Genomic DNA, 18670 nt, shown 5'->3' with positions numbered 1-18670 from the left:
TTCATGCGTCCAGTTCAATATCGCCTGCTGGTACGGCCATACAGGCGAGGATCTGGCCCGGTGCTACGCGGGCGCTCGGCTCCAACGGGTAGGAAATCCTGCCCCTGAGCAGGCTAACGGCGCATTCGCCGCAAGAACCCGAGCGGCAAAGACTAGCCGGTTCAAGCCCTTGCTCTTCCAGCGCATCAAGCAACACTCCATTCTCCGCACTCCAGGTGAAATTCTTTTCGCTCCCACGACAAGAGACTTCTGCGGGCGGATAGTTCTCAAAAAGGCGTTCCAGATCGGTCGCCGGTGATGCGAAGGTTTCGCTGTAAATCTGCGAAGCAGAAATTCCCGCTTGCTCGCACGCCTCGAATACCATCTTGGTGAACTCTTCAGGCCCGCACACCACCACCCTGCTGCAACCGCGTAGTCGTGCTGCGATCGCAGCAGCCGCTGGCCGCCCCTCGGAGGTGTCGATGCGATCCAAGCTGATTGGCGCCTTCAGCCCGGCAGCCATCTGTTCCAGCCGGCAGTACAAGGCACTGGCTCCGCCACGTTCGACATGGATGAACCTCAGATCTTGGCTGCCATTCACCGCTGCAGCATCCCCGAGCAGCCCCAAAGCAGGAGTGATGCCAATTCCAGCGCTGACGATGGCAGTGCTGGAGCCTAGTACATTAGCCGAGGTCAGCACACCGTACGGCCCTGAGACAAGAAGTTGCTCGTCCTCCTGCAGCTGTGCTATTTTCGCTGAAGCTTCACCTTGGATGCGAACGGCGATACTAATGCCCCGGTCGCTCACCGAGGTGATGGTGTAATTTCTCCACAGCGGATCTGGCAAGTGAACCCTTAGATGCATGCCCGGTTCATACTCAGACTTAATCCATCCGTAAGGATCGTGAAGCAGCAGTTCGACTACTCCTGAGCCCAAGTCCTCGTTTCGAAGTATGGTCATGAACCGTGGAGAGATCTTCACTGGAACCAGTTCTTCGGCTTCTGTTGCTTCGTTTTCTATTTCAATTGAGGCGCCAGTCTCCAAGACCCCGGATTCCAGAACGGTTCCATAAATGCCACAGTGAACGTGGCCAAAGTGCGTTGCCAGCAAACGGGGTCCGTTGGTATCGACTTCGGTAGTATCCGGATTTACCGAGGTTGCTGAGCAACGGGCGATTGATTTGGTAATGGCAATACGGGTTTCGCCTATGCGCAGCACTTTGCCAATAAGCCCATATTCCGAGTATGCGGGCAGGCCTTCCACCACAAGGTTGCCTCGATACCGCCGGGGATCCAAGTGCACCCCGGATACTCGCGACAGCTCCGCAACCGTATTGGGGTTAATAATCGAAATGCCCGACAGTCGCGAATCGAACATTCCTTGCGGTGCAGACACCAATCTTCGCGGTTTTGGCCCCTGCGCCGGCAAGTGATTCGACAGATAGGCGCTGGCGGCATCCCTGCCATGCTGGCTACTGGCATCAAAGGTCAATGGTGCCGCACCTGTAGATGCTGGCGCGGTCATGGTGATAAGTGGAAAACTGGATTCAACTTGCCACTTTTGCAGGCTCTTGTTGTTCTTGAGAATAGTGAAGCTTAGGCAGCTCTGCCACTGCCCGTCTTGGTGCTCAATTGTGCCGTTTCCGAAGGCGACACAGCGATCGCCCTCTAGCCCGCTTCCCTTTTTGGCTGCGACCGAACTGACTGCTTCGCCTGGTAGCCCTTTAACAGGAAAGCGATATATTTGAGCAATTTTCATGATTACATTCTAGTAAGTGCCGAGTTCAGTACGGGAGTTCCAGGCGGCGCCAATCGAAGGCGCCAGAGGATATCGGAATTTCAAAACAGGTAATGTTCTGCCCCTCCGGCTACATGGACTGCTCCCCGGCATCTGCGGGTGCTTCCAATCGCCGCGCGCCCACACCTTCACGCGCCAATTGGTCTTCCGGATTCAGGAGGCTGCAGGCCTGCATCGACAGGCAGCCGCATCCAATGCATCCCATAAGCCGATCTTCTAATTCCTCGATGGCACGCCGCCTCGCTTCGAGTACTTTCTTCCATTCCTCTGTCGCGCGAAGCCAGTCTCTTTCCTCGGGGATTTTTCCCATCGGCACTGGTGCCAAAGCACGCTTGATGTCGCTGAGTGGGATGCCCAACTTACTGCCGACACTGATCAACGAGATACGACGCAGCAAGTGGCGAGGATAGCGTCGCTGATTCCCCGCTGTCCGCATGGAAACGATCAGCCCAATATCTTCGTAATAATGCAGTGCAGATCTGGCCACACCAGTGCGTTCGCTAACCTGCCCGATGCTTAGCAGCTCACGCCCGGGAAAATCTTTTTCGCAATCCCCAGATTCCGCTGTGTGAAGCATCACCACCCCTTTCCTTGACCTCAAGTTTACTTGAGGTCTTAGGGTGGAAGTATTCAAAGTTGTTGGCAAAAGCTCGGGCTTTTGCATCAGTTACTGGAGTTTTATTCCAACTCCAGGCAAAGGAGCGGCTCAGTGAGCGAATTATCAGATGGATTCCGTACAGCCTTCCGTCACCATCCTGCTGGAGTAGCAGTGATTACTGCAGCGGTCGACGGGGCATTCTACGGTTTAACTATCTCTTCCCTCGCTTCACTTTCCATTGATCCCGTTGCCGTTTCGTTCTCGCTGGCCAAAGAATCCGGCGCTGCCGGCGCTGTGCTAGCAGCACCGAGTTTCGTGATCCATATGCTCGGCGAAGACCAGCACGAGCTGGCAAATAATTTCGCGCGCCCGGGTGCCCCACGATTTACCAGCGATCAACATTTCCGGGTCTTGCCCACCGGCGAGCCACATTTCATCGAGGCTCCCGTTGCTTTCCGCGCCAGTATCCACTCCTCCATCAGCGTTGGAGGCTCCCGCCTGATTGCTGCTGAAGTCCATGCGGTACTCTTCGGGCATGCGCAACAGCAACACCTGCTTTACCAGGATCGCGAGTATCTGAAATTGTCCGGATTGCGTGCCGATTCGACGACGAGCTAATTGAACGATGCCTCCTGCGGCATAAAAATAGCCGCCACAAATGTGGCGGCTATTTTCATGCCCGTGGATTAGTCGCGGGTCAGGCGACGGTGGGTAACACGGTGCGGCTTAGCCGCGTCGGCACCCAATCGTTCAACCTTGTTGCTCTCGTAAGAGTCGAAGTTGCCTTCGAACCAGTACCAGTTCGATGGGTTCTCCTCAGTGCCCTCGTACGACAAGATGTGGGTCGCGACTCGGTCCAGGAACCAACGGTCGTGGGAGACCACTACAGCGCAACCCGGGAACTCAAGCAGCGCGTTTTCCAACGACGACAGGGTTTCAACGTCCAAGTCGTTAGTAGGCTCATCGAGCAGCAACAGGTTGCCACCCTGCTTGAGGGTCAGTGCCAGGTTCAGACGGTTGCGCTCACCACCGGAGAGAACACCTGCCTTCTTCTGCTGGTCTGGGCCCTTGAACCCGAACGCCGAAACGTAGGCACGCGATGGCATCTCAACTTGACCGACGTTGATGTAATCGAGGCCGTCAGAAACGACCTCCCACAACGACTTCTCTGGGTCGATATTTTCGCGATTCTGGTCGACATAGGAAATCTTGACCGTGTCGCCGACCTTCAGGGTGCCACCGTCAAGCTCTTCCATGCCAACGATGGTCTTGAACAGGGTCGACTTGCCGACGCCGTTGGGACCAATGACACCCACGATGCCGTTGCGCGGTAGCGAGAAGGACAGACCATCGATCAATACACGATCGCCGAATCCCTTCTTCAAGTTTTCGGCTTCGATTACCAGCTGGCCCAGGCGCGGGCCTGGCGGAATCTGGATTTCTTCGAAGTCCAGCTTGCGGGTGCGCTCGGCTTCCGCAGCCATTTCCTCGTAGCGCGCCAGACGAGCCTTCGACTTAGTCTGACGGCCCTTGGCGTTCGAACGAACCCACTCGAGTTCTTCTGCCAGACGCTTAGCAAGCTTCTGGTCTTTCTTGCCCTGAACTTCCATGCGCTCGCGCTTCTTCTCCAGGTAAGTGGAGTAGTTGCCCTCGTATGGGTGCAGGCGACCGCGGTCAACTTCACAGATCCATTCGGCGACATGGTCCAGGAAGTAGCGGTCGTGGGTTACGGCCAGCACGGCGCCCGGGTAAGATGCCAGGTGCTGTTCCAGCCACAGTACGGACTCTGCGTCCAAGTGGTTAGTAGGCTCATCGAGCAGCAGCAAGTCCGGCTTCTGCAGGAGAAGCTTGCACAGTGCTACACGTCGACGTTCACCACCGGAGAGGTGGGTAACTTTCTCGTCGCCTGGTGGGCAGCGCAGCGCGTCCATTGCCTGTTCGAGCTGATTGTCAATGTCCCAAGCGTCGGCAGCGTCAATCGCTTCCTGCAGCTTGCCCATTTCTTCCAGGAGCGTGTCGAAGTCGGCACCGTCCTGTGCCATCTCTTCCGAGATTTCGTTGAAGCGAGTGATCTTTTCATAGATCTCGCCAACACCTTCCTGGACGTTGCCCAGGACGGTCTTTTCTTCATTCAGTGGGGGTTCCTGCAGCAGGATGCCTACCGAGTAGCCCGGTGAAAGACGCGCTTCACCGTTGGAGGGAGTATCGATCCCCGCCATGATCTTTAGGATCGTTGACTTACCAGCACCGTTGGGTCCCACGACGCCAATTTTGGCACCGGGGAAGAACGACATGCTGACATTGTCAAGGATGACTTTGTCGCCAACGGCCTTGCGAGCCTTGGTCATCGTGTAAATGAATTCCGCCATGTTCTTAAGGCTAGTCTGTTGCGGGGGTCATTTCCGAATCCACACACCACTATTTTGGGTTGGTGGTGCCCGGATTCACACGAAACCCTCAAACACCACCAGAACACGCGTCTTCAGGCCGCTTCCCCATCCTCGCTTTGCCAGCTCGCTTCAGTGTCGGACGAACGTGACGGGTGCTGCACACGCTCCATTTCGCCGGTATCTGTCCGTACACGGTTGAAGGAACTCGTTCCAAAACGCAGATCGTGACCAATTGAATAAGCCTCGATATCTGCGCTATTCCCTCGCGAGCCATCTGCTCGTTCGAATTCTCGGATCTGCAACTTTCCGAAAATCATTACATGGTCGCCTTGCCCCAGGGATTCCATGGAATTCTCTCCCAGGGCACGGAACGCCGAAACCGCATACCAATTGGTCGGCCCGTCGACCCACTGCCCTGTTTCAAGATCGCGTTTTCGCTCATGCGTCGCTACTCGGAATTTCAAGATAGAAACGCCCTTGGGCGTAATGCTGAGTTGAGGTTCCGTTCCGACAATTCCGCGGATTGTCACAAGATCGCTCATTGGACTGCCTCCTATTGGATACAAATGGCAGAAGCCTTTTCTGCCATTGAATCCGATGATGGCGCACCGCAAGATCCGGTCGGACGCAAAGTCAACGGCCTGTGGATAAATCTTTAGCCCATTGAGGTTTGAATGCGCCTTTCAATAGCATGGCGGCTATGACGATTCCTGGCAAGATCCAGCCGGACCAACCCATGATTGATGCTTTTGTTGCGTCCAAAGGAACTCCCATCACCATAAACAGTGAAACCAATCCCACGCTGGCGTTGAAGGCTCCATGCGCCAAAGCCGCTGGCCATACGGAATCACTGTAGGTACGCAACCAGCCAAGGAAGGCGCCAAATACGGTACACATGCCGCACATAGCCATGACTCCCCACGTGCCCGTAGCCATCGGATAGTTGTAGCCCAGAAGCACCAATGGTGCATGCCAGATCCCCCAGACGACGCCGGATACAAGAATTGATACAAGTTGCCCATAAGGCTGCAGGCGAATCCAAAGCCATCCCCGCCAACCAATCTCCTCTCCTAAAGCAAACAAGGAATTCATGAGGCCAGCGACAACTATCAACCCCGCCTGTCCGAGAAGGTAGATTGTCGGGCCTTCCTGGCCGGAGACAACGCGCAGTACGGTGAAATTCTGCAGATCACCAGGGAAGACCCCTAGCCATGTTCCGATGAAGGGCGCTTGAAGTATGAGCCCGAGCGGAATCACATAGGACAGCACCAGTGCGATGGCAAACTTCCCCGGACGCTTGATTGGCCAGAGCCCAACCTCGGAGGTGAAGCTCGTTAGCCGGCGTTCGACAATGGCAATCACTAGAGCAGCGATGGTCGGGGTAAACATCATTGCCATGGCGATTCCTGGAAGCTTGGCATCATTTATGCCTTCTCCCATCCAAAGCGGCAACGCTACGGCCCAAGCTAAAACCACGCTTAGCACACAGAAGCACACGATGCTCAACACGCTACCGATTCTCAATTTCGGCAACTTAACTACTCCTAATCAGATGATGATCTACATTCGTTTCTCCAGCCTATCGGCCTCAAGTCGTATTTTTGGTGATCAATGAGCTAAACTATTTTCGGTTATGCCTCCGTAGCTCAGCTGGATAGAGCAAGAGCCTTCTAATCTCTAGGTCGCCGGTTCGAATCCGGCCGGGGGTACGAAATAAACCGCCGTTCACTTGGTAATACAAGTGAACGGCGGTTTTCGCATCTATCCAGATCTAGGAATTTGACCAGTGTTAGGCCTCATTTCTAGCTTGAGGCCCTTTCCGGCCGAGCCTGTCAGCCAGCCCTCGTCCTATTTGCCGGCCACTAAATAAGCACCCGCCCAAGAAAGTTCCTTCCAGCGCGTTGTACCCATGCATCCCGCCGCCCCCGAATCCAGAAGCTTCACCGGCCGCATAAAGCCCGTCAAGAACTGTTCCGTCGTATTTGAGGACTCGCCCAGATAGGTCTGTCTGCAGTCCGCCTAATGACTTTCGCGTCAGAATGTGCAGCTTCACAGCTATCAATGGCCCCGCCGCAGGATCGAGTATCCTGTGCGGAGCAACTGCTCGGGTCAAACGGTCTCCGATGTACTTTCGGGCATTGCGGATAGATTGAATTTGGCGATCTTTGCTAAATGGATTTTCAGTTTGCGAATCACGAACCATTAGTTGCTGGTGAAGCCGCATCGGATCAATATGTGCTTCCGGCGCGATTGCATTCATCTTCGTCACGAGCTCCTCGACGGTAGTCGCTGAAACGAAATCCGCACCTTTGTTCAAGAAATCCGTGACCGGCCCCGGAGCACCCTTGCCAAAGAACCGGTCCTTGATAACTCCGGCTTTATCCCGATTAGTCAGATCTGGATTTTGCTCCGACCCTGACAGCGCAAACTCCTTCTCGATAATTCGCTGATTCAGCACGAACCATGAATAGTCGTACTTTCGCGCAGTGGGATCGGTGCGCAGGTATTTCAACGTGCCCAAAGTGTCGTGCCCCGGAAGGCAAGGAGGACGAAGGCGGTTCCCTTCGGCATCGAACCACATCGGGCTTGGACCGGGCAAAATTCTAATTCCATGAGCGGGCCAAATTGGGTTCCAATTCTGGATTCCCTCTGTGTAATGCCACATTCGATCGCGGTTAACAAGACGCGCCCCCACCTCCTGCGAGAGTTCAATGCCGCTGCCGTCAACATAATTCGGAACGCCGGTAATCATGCGCCCCGGCGCGATGCCGAGCCTGTCGGGCCAGAGTTTCCGAACCAGGTCCTGATTTCCGCCTATTCCCCCGGTTGCAATCACCACTGCTTCAGCCGAAAACTCGAACTCCGAAACCACGTTTCTTGACGACTGTTGCCCGCGTGGAGCGTCATCAGGCGACAAGACCTCACCGCGAACGCCGGTAACTGAACCGTCAGTGGTCACCAATCCAGTAACCCTGTGGCGGTTGAGCAACTCGGCATGTCCCGTTTGCAGTCCGTCGAGCACCCTATTCACAAATGGCATCGATACCCCGGTGCCAGTTCCCCAGGCGATGTGAAATCTGGGTACAGAATTCCCATGCCCTTCGGCGCGACCATCGCCGCGCTCTGCCCAGCCCACAACTGGAGTCAGATCTATGCCTTTTTGCTTGATCCAGGACCGTTTTTCAGTAGCTGCGAACTCCACGTAGGCTTTGGCCCAACGTTGCGCCCACAGGTCCTCATCGTCCAACCGGTCAAATTGTGCACTATGCTGCCAATCCGACCAGGCAAGGTCAAAAGAATCACGAACTCCCAAGCGGCGCTGTTCAGGAGTATCAACGAGAAACAGTCCCCCAAAAGACCAGTAAGCCTGGCCGCCGAGATTACCCCTGTTTTCCTGATCCAGGATTCGGACTCTCAGTCCTGCATCAAGTGCCTCGGACGCTGCAACCAGCCCGGCCAATCCAGCACCCACGATGATCACTCCGCATTGTTCGGAACTCAACTTCACGATCCCACCTCTGCACGCAAGAAATTTACGAGTTTTCATCTCGAGCGTACTTCCCGGTGGGCAATGCCACCATACCCGTATTTTCCGCAAAGAAATCTGCTGACTAGCGAGAACTTTCGTTCTTCACCACCGTTTCTCTTCCTGGTCCGGCCGTCGAATCTGTGAATGTCATGATCGTGAGCCGTGCAGCGGCGCATAATCACTCAGAATCCCGACTGAACAGTAACTTATCCCCCTAATTTGAGATAAACTCTAGGAATTGTAGAAATCGAAAGGGACAGTGCCCGATGACCCAACTGGTCGCCCACCTCGCGCGACAGAGAATCACGGAACGCACCAGCATCAATCTAATATTCCTTCTTGCAGGATTATCTTTTGCGACTTGGGCAGGCCGCCTCTCCATTATCGACGCTGTTTTCGATTTCTCTGGCTTGAACCTCGGATCGTTCTTGATTTGCAGCACCATCGGAACTTTGCTCGGAATCTCCCTTATTCCGTCGGTGAGCAAATTCGTTCCAACACGCCGCCTGTTGTGCTGTTTGCCCATCGGATTAGCAGCATGCTTGGTCGTACTGGGCATAGCCATTTCGATAACCGAGGAAGCCACTCTTGCCTACGTAGCCCTGTTCTTTTACGGGCTTACTTTTGGCTGTTTGGACATCATGATGAACGTCAGCGGCGCACAGGTTGAACGTCGTGTCGGCCGCAGCATCATGCCTTCCCTTCATGGGTTCTTCAGCCTGGGAACCCTAATTGGCGCCGGGGTGGCAACAGCAACCATTTCCTTGAATATCTCGAGCCTTTGGCACTTCTCGTTTGTCGCGGTCATCATTCTTCTTCTCGCTTACGTTGCCCATCGAGGTATTACCTGCTGGGAAAACGAAAATTTGGTTCCAATCAACAAGGATGTCCCCCAGAACCGAATTCAATCAACGCACAAAATGGGACTCTTGCTGCTGCTTGGCATAATGGTCGCCGGTTTAAGTTTCAGCGAGGGTGCGGCCAATGATTGGATTGCCGTTACTTCGGTTGACGGGCACGGTTTCAAGCATCAAATTGGCGCGCTCATGTTCACCTTGTTCGTCGCAGCAATGACGCTGGGACGCTTTGTCGGCGGTCGCCTTGTGGACCGCTTCGGCACGAAAAATACACTCCTGATCATGGGAATTATCGGCCTTCTCGGCGTCGGCTTGTTCATCACCGGCACAAGTCCCTCCCTAGTAGGCCTCGGTGCAGCATTGTGGGGCCTCGGTAGCTCGCTCGGCTTCCCCTTGGGCATGAGCATCGCTGCTTCCCGCGGAGAACGCCTGGGTCCAAAAGCGGTGAGCATCGTCAGTGCGTTTGGATATGGAGCAATGCTTGGCGGTCCACCATTTATTGGTTTCGTCGTCGATACCTTGAAGTTGCCTCAGGCCTTATGGATTTGCGCGGTAGTTCTGATTATTTCGTTGTCCTTGACGCCGGCGGTAACCCGCAACCGGAAGCCGTCCGACAAGACGTCCTAGACGGGCAGAACCGCACGCTCCTTGATGTTTCGCATGACTATGGTGCTCGTCAATTTTTCCACGCCCGGTAGATCAACTAGGACCTCGTCGTATACACGCTGGTAATGCGGCAGATCCTTGGCAAAGACTCGCAATAGGAAGTCTGGCTCGCCGAAAAGGCGCTGCGCATCAACTATTAGCTCTTCCCTCTCTACTGCTAATTCAAAATGCTTAAGCTGCGCTCTGTCTTTCAACGTGACGAAAACCAGGGCCTCGAATCCCAGTCCAACCTTCTCCGGGTCAATCACCGCTTGGTAGCCGCTGATGACTCCCCTGCGCTCAAGATCTTTGATCCGGCGATGGCAGGGAGCCACCGATAGCCCAACTTTTGCAGCTACCGCGGTAGCGCTCATCCGTCCGTCATTCTGCAACTCGGCCAAGATCGCACGGTCTAGTTCATCCATGAAATCAGACTACAGCACAAATAATTTGCGCCATTTAACGCCAGAGCAATTTTTTCTTGCCGAAGGGCCGGGTATCCCCAAAGAATCGGCAAGCACATTTCACGATTTTTTCCTTACTGTTATCAGAGCACAGGTTTCTAGATTTGGAGAAGCAATGGATCTCTCGCAGTTCACCGGGTTCCTCTTGGTATCGGTGACGTTGGCGTGCACGCCCGGCGCCGACTGGGCGTACATCATTTCCTCTGCACTGGGCAAAACCAGCTATCGCCCAGCCGTATGGGGATTGCTCTCGGGATACCTGGTTCATACTGCATTGCTGGTGTGCGGAATTGCGGCCCTGGTCGCGAGTTCCCCGTCACTTCTCCTCTGGCTCACGGCAGCCGGATCGGTCTATCTGCTGTGGCTAGGCATTGCGACCCTGCGTTCCTGCAGGAACGCCAGGTTCTTTGATGCCAATGCTCCATCTACCTCCGAAATTGAAGCACTCGATGGCGATTACCCTCGGAGCAATCCCGAACCTACCGATAGCACCGTCGCGCTGTTGGACAAGGTCCGTCATCGATCGCTACGCGGCCAATTCCTCAAGGGCCTGCTCACCAGCGGCACTAACCCCAAGGCACTACTGCTGTATGTGGCCCTCATCCCGCAGTACCTGGATTCATCCCTGGATCTTCCGCTCTCCCTGCAAACCGGCGCTCTTGGGCTTACTCATTTCGCGGTATCGATCCTCGTGTACTTCTCCGTTGCATTGGCTGCCAGGGTGCTGCTTCGCTCCCGGCCCATGGCGGCACGCATCGTAACCATGTGCTCCGGAACCATAATGATCCTCTTGGCCCTGGGCTTGGTCTACGAACAATTCTTCGTTGCATAAGAATTTATTGAACACTGATCAAGACAATTGAACGGTGATCAAGTATGCTCTTAATCGATGGCTCTTCGGTCATCTGTAACGCAAGCATGAATGGCTGTCCGATCATGGAGCCCGCCGTTCAAGCTACGAACCTTGCGCTGGAGCACTCGTGGAACTACCCCCAATTCGATTTGAGAATGTCACTGTCCGCTTTGAAGAGCGCGATGTCCTCAAAGATGTGCGCTTGACTCTCAACGAACAGCGCATCGGCATTATCGGGGCAAACGGTGCTGGGAAGAGTACGCTCTCCCGGCTCATCAATGGCCTCGTTTTGCCTACTGAAGGATCCGTGCACGTTGGCGACCTGAACACTCGGAATCATGCAAAGCAGATCCGCCGCGATGTGGGTTTTGTCTTCCAGAATCCAGCAAATCAAATCATCATGCCGCTGGTCTATGAAGACATTGCGTTCGGACTGAAGAATTTGCAAATTCCCAAAGCAGAGCGCCAATTGCGCGTGCATGAGACACTGGCAGAGCTCAACATCTCGCATCTGGCAGATCGCGAAAGCCACACTCTTTCCGGCGGCGAGCAGCAAATGGTCGCACTCGCTTCCGTCCTTGCCATGCGGCCACGAACCATTGTTTTCGATGAACCCACTACGATGCTGGATCTGCGCAATCGACTTGCTTTCCAACGCGAAATTGCCAAGCTGGCACAACGTGCAATTGTGGTGACGCACGATTTAGAAATACTTGAAGATTTCGACCGCGTTCTCGTGGTCACCGACGGAGCTATCGAATTCGATGGACGACCGGAAGAAGCAATCGCCCATTACCGCCAATGGAGCCACGCATGATCGCGTCCAAGAATACTTCGTATCTAGCGCGTGTTAAGCCGGGATGGAAATTCGGGACATTGCTGGTTCTGAGCATCGGGCTTTACTTGATTAGCTCGTGGCAGGTCTTGCTGCCCCTGTTCATTCTCAGTGCGATACTGCTGCTTTCGGCTAGGGTCGACCTCAAGCAGCTGCGCATGCCACTGTTCTCATTGGCCATGATTCTCGGCATCGTCTTCATTCTTCTCGGCCTGCAAACCGATTGGGCCAACGCCGTGGTCTCGGTCCTGCGGCTGCTGACCATGTGCCTGATGGCCTACGCCGTCAGCCTCACCACAAGCTTTGACGCGATGCTCGAGCTCTTCCAACAGGTTGCCTCTCCATTACGATTCCTTGGAGCTAATCCAGCGCAAATCGCATTGGGATTGTCCATGACAATACGGTTCATTCCGGAGTTGAAAAAGGTATACCTCGAAGTCCGCGAAGCCCAGCATGCTCGGGGTCTGGGCAACAGTCCGTTGGCCGTGAGTGTCCCATTAGTTATCAGATCACTAAAAATCGCTGACGAGACGGCCGAAGCGTTAGACGCCCGCGGCTACGATTCAGCACCTTACCGACGCTAAGCGCATCAGCTACTTCCATCTCGCTCGCACTTCCAAGGAAACACAATGCCAACTCGCACCGACTCAACTTCGCAAACTCGCAATACGGTATACGTCGCAGTCTTTGCCGCCATGATCGCGGCCATGGGGCTCCTTCCCCCTATTACATTGGGGATCATCCCGGTACCCATTACCCTGCAAACCCTGGGTGTCATGCTGGCCGGCGCCTTATTGGGACCTTGGCGAGGTTCGTTGGCCTCACTGGTTGTCGTAGTCCTGTCTTTGGCAGGGCTGCCCTTGTTGGCTGGTGGGCGTGGTGGGCTTGGAGTCCTGTTCGGGCCGACCGGCGGATATCTCATTGGATGGATTTTCGGCTCACTCGTTATTGGAGCCCTCTTCAAATACTGGGTTCTGCGCAACGAAAACAAGGTCGCCCGATTCATGTCCGGACTGGCCTCGGCTCTCGTTGGCGGAATCGTCGTCATCTATCTGTTTGGCGTTCCGTGGACCGCTGCTGTTACCGGGCTTGATCTGGGCACATCCTTGCTGGGGTCTCTCGGATTCCTGCCCGGGGACGTCCTCAAAGCCGTAGTCGCCACCCTGGTGGCCCTGACCGTGCACCGTAGCTACCGCGGGTTGATGAAGTAGCTCGATGGAACTGTGGCAGGCACTGGCAAGGTGGGCCAATCAACGACCGGATCATCTTGCCCTGCTCACGGTTGAAAGCCGGCTGACTTATGCGCAGTTGGCCAGCAGAAGCGGTGCTCTGGCCAAGCGGCTAGAATCCGTTCCAGGCAATCGGATCGCTGTGCACACCAGCGATCCGATTGAGATGGCCATCGCTTTTTATGCGATCGCGCGCAGTGGCAAGACATTGGTGGTGATTGACCCTGCTTGGCCCGGAAATCTGGCCACTTCCATGGCAACCGCTCTTCAATGCGATTTCGTGCTTGAATCGACGGTTCCGCGGCCTTTGCCCGGCGTCCCAAGATTCGCCTTGCCGCCCGAGCCACCCGAGCCCGGTGAATACATTGCGCCCGCGACCAAGACTCATTGCGCTGAAGACCTGCTGATCATTTGTACTTCTGGAAGCTCATCGCGTCCCAAGGCTGTGCTCCGGAGTGCTGCATCGTGGGAAGCGTCCCTGAGTGCCGGTGCCACGATCTTGGGCGCTTCGCCAGATGATTCCACTCTTTGCCCGAGTCCCATTTCCCACGGTCTGGGCCTCTACGCGATGGTCGAGTCCCTGCATACTGGCGGCACCTTCGTGGCTTCCGGAAAATGGGATCAAAAGGGCGTTGCATCATTGCTGGCGCGCGTCAGCTGCACCCGTATCGTCAGCGTACCGACAATTCTAGGCAAGGTGCTGGCCCTGGATGACCCGGCACGGTTCTCCAGCCTGCGATTGGTCATCAGCGGAGGGGAATCCCTGGACCAGGAGACCATGCAAACTCTTCACCAGATGGCTCCCTCGGCGCGCTGCGTTGAATATTTCGGGAGCAGCGAGCACAGCCTCATCGCGTATCGCGAGCGACTGGCCAACCATCCGCGAACTCCCTATTTCGACGGTCAGCTGTTTCCCGGGGTGCAGGCTCACACCCATGAGGCAACGCCGGGTTCAGGCTTTGGCTCGCTCTATATCGATAGCCCGTTCAACGCCAAGGGGTACGACCTTAGCTCGGACTCTGTCATCGCTCGGTGCGGCACAGCAATCGGCATTGGTGATCAGGCGAAGCTCCTGGGTTCAAATCGCATCGTCCTGTCCCGTCGCAACGACGGGATGATGAATCTCAACGGAAACAATATCCACCCGGGCGAAGTGGGCGCAGCGCTTAATGCCGAGGGGCTGGCCAATGCCGTAGTGCGGATCGATGCATCGAGCGCACCAGCCAGGTTGCTGGCCTACACGGTTTCGCCACCCCGCAATCCGTCCGCTCTTCTCACCGGCCTGCAGAAGCATTTGCCCCAGTACAAGATCCCGCACCAAATCATCTACTTGCGATCGTGGCCCGAGACCTTCAGCGGAAAATTGAATGCCTCGGCTTTGGACTTCCAGGATCTGGACATTGAACGGAGCGACTGGCTCAGATGAATGACGCCTTCATTATCAATGCAGCACGCACGCCCATCGTTAGAGCAGGCAAGGAGTATTCCCGCATTACCGCAGACCAACTGCTGGCTCGGGTGATCAACGCGCTAATAGATCGAAGCGGCATCTCCCCTGCGGATGTAGACCACGTATTTGCCGGCAATGCGGCGGGACCGGGCGGAAATATAGCGCGAGTGTCTGCTTTGGCGTCGGTGCTGCCCAAGACCGTCAGCGCGACCAGCATCGATGCCCAATGCGCCAGTGGACTGGACGCAATTGCCGCCGCTGCGCGGATGATACGTTGCGGTGAAGCGCATGTCGTGGTGGCCGGTGGCGTGGAGTCGGTGAGTACCGCGCCATGGCGGGTTGAAAAGCAAACCTCCGTAATCCAGCCTCCGCGCCTCTACTCGCGTGCCCGATTCACTCCAGAGCGAGACCCGGACCCCGAAATGGGCGAAGCTGCGGAGAATATTGCCCAGTCCTACGGCATTGCACAAGAGCGGCAAGATTCTTTCGCATTGCAGAGCCACCAACGTGCGCTGCGCGCTCAAGCGGCTGGACTCTTTGATCGCGAGCTTGTCACCGTGGATACAAGCAACGGGCAAGTAGCGGCCGACACCTGCCCCAGGCCCGGACTGACACTTCGCAAGCTCGCTGCGCTCAAGCCGGCATTCCTACCCGGTGGCACCGTGACTGCGGGAAACTCCTGCCCGATTAACGATGGTGCAGCCGCGGTAATCTTGGTGAGCGAACAAATGCGCCAGAGACTGAACCCAACCTTCGCAATGCGCTACCTTGCTTCTGCTTCAGGTGCTTGCGATCCCGGCATTCTCGGCATGGCGGCGGTACCGGCGTACCGCAAGCTCATCGGCCTGCTGCCATCCGCTGCTGCTTCCAGCACTCCACTGATCGAGTTCAACGAAGCCTTTGCGGTCCAGGCCCTGGCATGCCTCGATGAGCTAGGGATCACCGAGGTGACGGTGAACCAGGGTGGCGGGGCCTTGGCGTTGGGACACCCCTACGGTGCTAGCGGCGCGATTCTTGCGACTCGGCTGTTCTGGCAGGCCAACCAGGCACGGATACCTGGGCAAAGGGCGATCGCGCTCATGGCCGCCGCGGGTGGCACCGGAAGCGCGGTTGCTTTCGAGTCAGTACCGCATTGAGCCCTTGGGGCATTGGCCTAGATGTTGAACCCCAAGGCCTGCATCTGATTCCGGCCGTCGACAAGGTTCTTCAGCACTTCATCAATCTGCGCTTCGAGTAGATCGGTCAGCGGGCAGGCAGGCGTCGTCAACGTCAGGTCGATTTCCAGGACTGAATCGCCGTCGAAACACCGTCCGTAAAGCAGGCCCAGGCCAACAATGTTGACTCCCAGCTCGAGGTCATTCACGTCCTTGGGTGCTTCGTCGATTTCTGCGATCGGCCACGTTGCGCTCTCATGTGCACCATTTGCGGCTTCGGACATGCGCTGCTCCCCGATTCTGCCCCGGGTACCCCTTTCGCTTTCGGCTCTTCCACGAGATACCTGAAGGAATGCAGGCCCCTCGGGCGTTAACGAACAGAACCGCTCACCCCCGTAGGGAGCAAGCGGTTCTGCTTGAAACAGCCTAAATTAGATGTTGAAGCCCAGGGCTCGCATCTGATCGCGACCGTCATCGGTGATTCGTTCTGGGCCCCAAGGCGGCATCCAGACCCAGTTCAAACGGTGGTCGTCCACAACGCTCTCCAGCGCCTGGCCGACCTGCTCTTCGATAATATCGGTGAGCGGGCAAGCGGCGGTTGTCAGCGTGAGGTCCAGCAAGAGTACGCCGTCATCCGCGTACTTCAGGCCGTACAGCAAACCCAGGTCGACAATATTGACACCCAGTTCAGGGTCAATGACGTCCTTGAGCGCTTCCTCAACGTCTTCCAGAGGAGTCGTAGCGGCTCCCGTGCTCTGTTCGGTCGATTCGCTCATGATTGTAACCTTAGGCCTTGACGTTCAGGTAACGGTCGTAGCCTTCTTCTTCCAGACGGTCAGCCAGTTCCGGGCCGCCCTGTTCTGCAACTCGGCCATCCACGAACACGTGCACGAATTCTGGCTTGATGTAGCGCAGGATGCGGGTGTAGTGGGTGATGAGCAGGGTGCCCATTTCGTTCTCGTCCTGTGCGCGGTTAACGCCCTCGGAGACAACCTTCAGAGCGTCGACGTCCAGGCCGGAGTCGGTCTCGTCCAGAACTGCGAACTTGGGCTTGAACAGTTCCAGCTGCAGGATCTCGACGCGCTTCTTCTCGCCACCGGAGAAGCCTTCGTTGACGTTACGGCCAGCGAAGTCGGCATCGATCTTCAGCTTGCTCATAGCTTCCTTGACGTCCTTGGTCCAAGTACGAAGCTTTGGAGCTTCGCCGTCGATGGCGGTCTTGGCGGTACGCAGGAAGTTGGTCATGGTTACGCCTGGTACCTCTACCGGGTACTGCATAGCCAGGAACAGGCCAGCCTTGGCGCGCTCGTCGACGCTCATCTCCAGGACATCTTCACCATCGAGGGTGATGGAGCCGGAGGTGACGTTGTAGCGCGGGTGGCCAGCGATGGTCGAAGCCAAGGTCGACTTGCCCGAGCCGTTAGGGCCCATGATTGCGTGGGTTTCGCCGGTCTTGATGGTCAGGGTTACACCCTTGAGAATTTCCTTCTCGCCCTGCTCGGTGTCAATCGAGACGTGCAGGTCCTTGATTTCCAGAGTAGACATACGTCGTTCCGTTTCTTTCTAAAAAGCGCTAAGGCTAAAAAGCTGGTGAAGCGAGCACTACCTAGTTCTCGGTAGCAGCCAATTCTTCTTCGATGGTGTCGGTCAGTCGCTCCTGCAGAGCCTCATCGCCGATCTGCTGAACGATTTCGTTCAGGAATCCGCGAACTACCAAGCGGCGTGCGGTCTTTTCATCGATGCCGCGAGCCATCAGGTAGAAGAGGTGCTCATCGTCGAAGCGGCCGGTGGTCGATGCGTGGCCAGCACCATCGATCAGACCGGTTTCGATTTCAAGGTTCGGAACCGAATCAGCGCGGGCGCCATCGGTCAGAACCAGGTTGCGGTTGGCTTCGTAGGAGTCGGTACCAACAGCAGCCTTCTGGATCAGCACATCGCCAACCCACACGGTGTGTGCGTCCTTGCCCTGCAGCGCACCCTTGTACAGCACGTTCGACTTGCAGTTGGCCACAGCGTGGTCAACGAACAAGCGGTGCTCCAGGTGCTGGCCGGCATCTGCGAAGTACAAGCCGTAGAGCTCGATCTCAGCGCGTTCGCCGGTGAAGCGAGCCGACGGGTTCACGCGAACCAGGTCGCCACCGAAGGAAACAACAATGTGCTTGAACGAAGCGCCAGCAGCTACCAGCGCCTGCTGCGAGGAAGCGTGAACGGCGTCATCTTCCCAAGCCTGCAGGGAGATCACGGTCAAGCGGGCGTTGGCCTGGACGTCGAACTCGACGTTCTGTGCCAGCACTGCCGAACCGACGTGGTCCAGCACAACAGTAGCCTCGGAATTTTCCTCGGCAACAACGATGAGGTGCTGAGCCGCCGCTGCCAGCGACTCGCCGGTGATGCGCAGGGTTGCGTTGGCACCTTCGGCGTTCTTCGGGATCGTCACAACGTGGGTCTCGGAAGCGAACTTCCAAGCGTTGGCCGACACGCGGTCATCCGGGGTATGCGCAACACCGTTCAGCGCGTCGCCAGCCGGAACAACCGACAGCTTGGCGATTCCGTTGCCGGCGAGCTCTATCTTGGGAGCCGCGCCGGTGAGGTCATCGCTGTGCAGGCCCTTCAGGCGCTTGAGCGGGGTGAAGCGCCAGTCCTCTTCACGACCGGTCAGCTTGGCGAAGTCATCTACATTGGTGCTGGTCAGTCGACCGGCACGCGATGAATCGGGAATTCCAACTCCGCCGCCGTGGCTGTGCGCCTTGGTGGAGGCACCGGCCAGCGGCGAGCTGTCGTTGTCGTTGATCGGCGAAAGGTCTTCGCCCTCTTCGGTGAAACCAGGAATCGATGGTGCGCCGATGCGCGCCTTCTCTGCTGGGATATGGGTGGTGGTCTCCGACATTC

Annotated in this window: 19 protein-coding genes and 1 tRNA gene; 9 read left to right on the top strand and 11 right to left on the bottom strand. The window is 56.3% G+C overall.

Going from position 1 to position 18670, the window contains the following annotated elements; all coding sequences use genetic code 11:
- Position 1 precedes the first annotated feature (1 nt).
- A complete protein-coding gene (locus ACIOTN_RS03770) occupies positions 2-1738 on the bottom strand; it encodes an MOSC domain-containing protein (protein ID WP_332486833.1) in 1737 nt (578 codons plus the stop codon).
- Positions 1739-1847: 109 nt separating this feature from the next.
- The gene (gene soxR, locus ACIOTN_RS03765; protein ID WP_332486867.1) at positions 1848-2354 is read right to left on the bottom strand and encodes a redox-sensitive transcriptional activator SoxR; all 507 of its coding nucleotides are present in this window, start codon (positions 2352-2354) and stop codon (positions 1848-1850) included.
- 132 nt (positions 2355-2486) lie between these two features.
- Between soxR and ACIOTN_RS03760 the strand changes: the two genes are divergently transcribed.
- Positions 2487-2993: a flavin reductase family protein gene (locus ACIOTN_RS03760; protein ID WP_166650788.1), complete on the top strand. Its 507-nt coding sequence runs from the start codon at positions 2487-2489 to the stop codon at positions 2991-2993.
- A 68-nt stretch (positions 2994-3061) separates the two neighbouring features.
- On the opposite strand, the gene ettA is transcribed toward ACIOTN_RS03760, so the two are convergent.
- The 3 genes from ettA to ACIOTN_RS03745 all read right to left on the bottom strand — a co-directional run bounded on the left by ettA (position 3062) and on the right by ACIOTN_RS03745 (position 6274).
- Entirely contained in the window at positions 3062-4744 is a 1683-nt protein-coding gene (ettA, locus tag ACIOTN_RS03755; RefSeq protein ID WP_105661447.1) for an energy-dependent translational throttle protein EttA, read from the bottom strand.
- 113 nt (positions 4745-4857) lie between these two features.
- Positions 4858-5307, bottom strand: coding sequence for a single-stranded DNA-binding protein (locus ACIOTN_RS03750; protein WP_105659229.1), 450 nt, complete (start codon positions 5305-5307; stop codon positions 4858-4860).
- Between the two features lie 91 nt (positions 5308-5398).
- The gene (locus ACIOTN_RS03745) at positions 5399-6274 is read right to left on the bottom strand and encodes a lysostaphin resistance A-like protein (protein ID WP_402734794.1); all 876 of its coding nucleotides are present in this window, start codon (positions 6272-6274) and stop codon (positions 5399-5401) included.
- A gap of 126 nt (positions 6275-6400) precedes the next feature.
- Here ACIOTN_RS03745 and ACIOTN_RS03740 point away from each other — a divergent pair.
- Positions 6401-6474, top strand: a tRNA-Arg gene (locus tag ACIOTN_RS03740).
- 80 nt (positions 6475-6554) lie between these two features.
- On the opposite strand, the gene ACIOTN_RS03735 is transcribed toward ACIOTN_RS03740, so the two are convergent.
- Positions 6555-8267, bottom strand: a complete 1713-nt coding sequence (locus tag ACIOTN_RS03735; RefSeq protein WP_286134578.1) for an FAD-binding dehydrogenase — start codon at positions 8265-8267, stop codon at positions 6555-6557.
- A 293-nt stretch (positions 8268-8560) separates the two neighbouring features.
- On the opposite strand from ACIOTN_RS03735, the gene ACIOTN_RS03730 reads away from it, so the two are divergent.
- Positions 8561-9778, top strand: coding sequence for an MFS transporter (locus ACIOTN_RS03730; protein ID WP_105659215.1), 1218 nt, complete (start codon positions 8561-8563; stop codon positions 9776-9778).
- Here ACIOTN_RS03730 and ACIOTN_RS03725 read toward each other — a convergent pair.
- Entirely contained in the window at positions 9775-10221 is a 447-nt protein-coding gene (locus ACIOTN_RS03725; RefSeq protein ID WP_105659214.1) for an Lrp/AsnC family transcriptional regulator, read from the bottom strand. The two genes, ACIOTN_RS03730 and ACIOTN_RS03725, sit on opposite strands and share 4 nt — an antisense overlap.
- 154 nt (positions 10222-10375) lie before the next feature.
- On the opposite strand from ACIOTN_RS03725, the gene ACIOTN_RS03720 reads away from it, so the two are divergent.
- The 6 genes from ACIOTN_RS03720 to ACIOTN_RS03695 all read left to right on the top strand — a co-directional run bounded on the left by ACIOTN_RS03720 (position 10376) and on the right by ACIOTN_RS03695 (position 15763).
- Positions 10376-11092: a LysE family translocator gene (locus ACIOTN_RS03720; protein WP_105661450.1), complete on the top strand. Its 717-nt coding sequence runs from the start codon at positions 10376-10378 to the stop codon at positions 11090-11092.
- A gap of 148 nt (positions 11093-11240) precedes the next feature.
- Positions 11241-11930, top strand: coding sequence for an ABC transporter ATP-binding protein (locus ACIOTN_RS03715; RefSeq protein WP_332486819.1), 690 nt, complete (start codon positions 11241-11243; stop codon positions 11928-11930).
- On the top strand, positions 11927-12532 hold the full coding sequence (locus tag ACIOTN_RS03710; RefSeq protein ID WP_402734793.1) for an energy-coupling factor transporter transmembrane component T family protein: 606 nt from the start codon (positions 11927-11929) through the stop codon (positions 12530-12532). The genes ACIOTN_RS03715 and ACIOTN_RS03710 overlap by 4 nt, the downstream gene beginning before the upstream one ends.
- Before the next feature lie 45 nt (positions 12533-12577).
- A complete protein-coding gene (locus ACIOTN_RS03705; protein WP_332728176.1) occupies positions 12578-13159 on the top strand; it encodes a biotin transporter BioY in 582 nt (193 codons plus the stop codon).
- Positions 13160-13163: 4 nt separating this feature from the next.
- Positions 13164-14603, top strand: coding sequence for a class I adenylate-forming enzyme family protein (locus tag ACIOTN_RS03700; RefSeq protein WP_402734792.1), 1440 nt, complete (start codon positions 13164-13166; stop codon positions 14601-14603).
- A complete protein-coding gene (locus tag ACIOTN_RS03695) occupies positions 14600-15763 on the top strand; it encodes a thiolase family protein (protein WP_400342458.1) in 1164 nt (387 codons plus the stop codon). Before ACIOTN_RS03700 ends, ACIOTN_RS03695 begins: the two co-directional genes overlap by 4 nt.
- Positions 15764-15780: 17 nt before the next feature.
- Here the strand turns inward: ACIOTN_RS03695 and ACIOTN_RS03690 are convergent, their stop codons facing one another.
- The 4 genes from ACIOTN_RS03690 to sufD form a co-directional block, all read right to left on the bottom strand.
- Complete coding sequence (locus ACIOTN_RS03690) at positions 15781-16065, bottom strand: metal-sulfur cluster assembly factor (RefSeq protein ID WP_105656642.1); 285 nt, start codon at positions 16063-16065, stop codon at positions 15781-15783.
- 147 nt (positions 16066-16212) lie between these two features.
- Positions 16213-16557 carry a metal-sulfur cluster assembly factor gene (locus ACIOTN_RS03685; RefSeq protein ID WP_133834193.1) on the bottom strand — a complete coding sequence of 115 codons (345 nt, stop codon included), beginning with the start codon at positions 16555-16557 and terminating at the stop codon, positions 16213-16215.
- Between the two features lie 10 nt (positions 16558-16567).
- On the bottom strand, positions 16568-17326 hold the full coding sequence (sufC, locus tag ACIOTN_RS03680) for a Fe-S cluster assembly ATPase SufC (protein ID WP_105656644.1): 759 nt from the start codon (positions 17324-17326) through the stop codon (positions 16568-16570).
- A gap of 61 nt (positions 17327-17387) precedes the next feature.
- Entirely contained in the window at positions 17388-18668 is a 1281-nt protein-coding gene (gene sufD, locus ACIOTN_RS03675) for a Fe-S cluster assembly protein SufD (RefSeq protein WP_332728173.1), read from the bottom strand.
- Positions 18669-18670 lie beyond the last annotated feature (2 nt).

Source organism: Glutamicibacter sp. NPDC087661 (genome assembly GCF_044743275.1).
Taxonomy (GTDB): Bacteria; Actinomycetota; Actinomycetes; order Actinomycetales; family Micrococcaceae; genus Glutamicibacter.
Note: the sequence above shows the minus strand (reverse complement) of the source record. Positions and strands in the feature narration are given on the sequence as shown.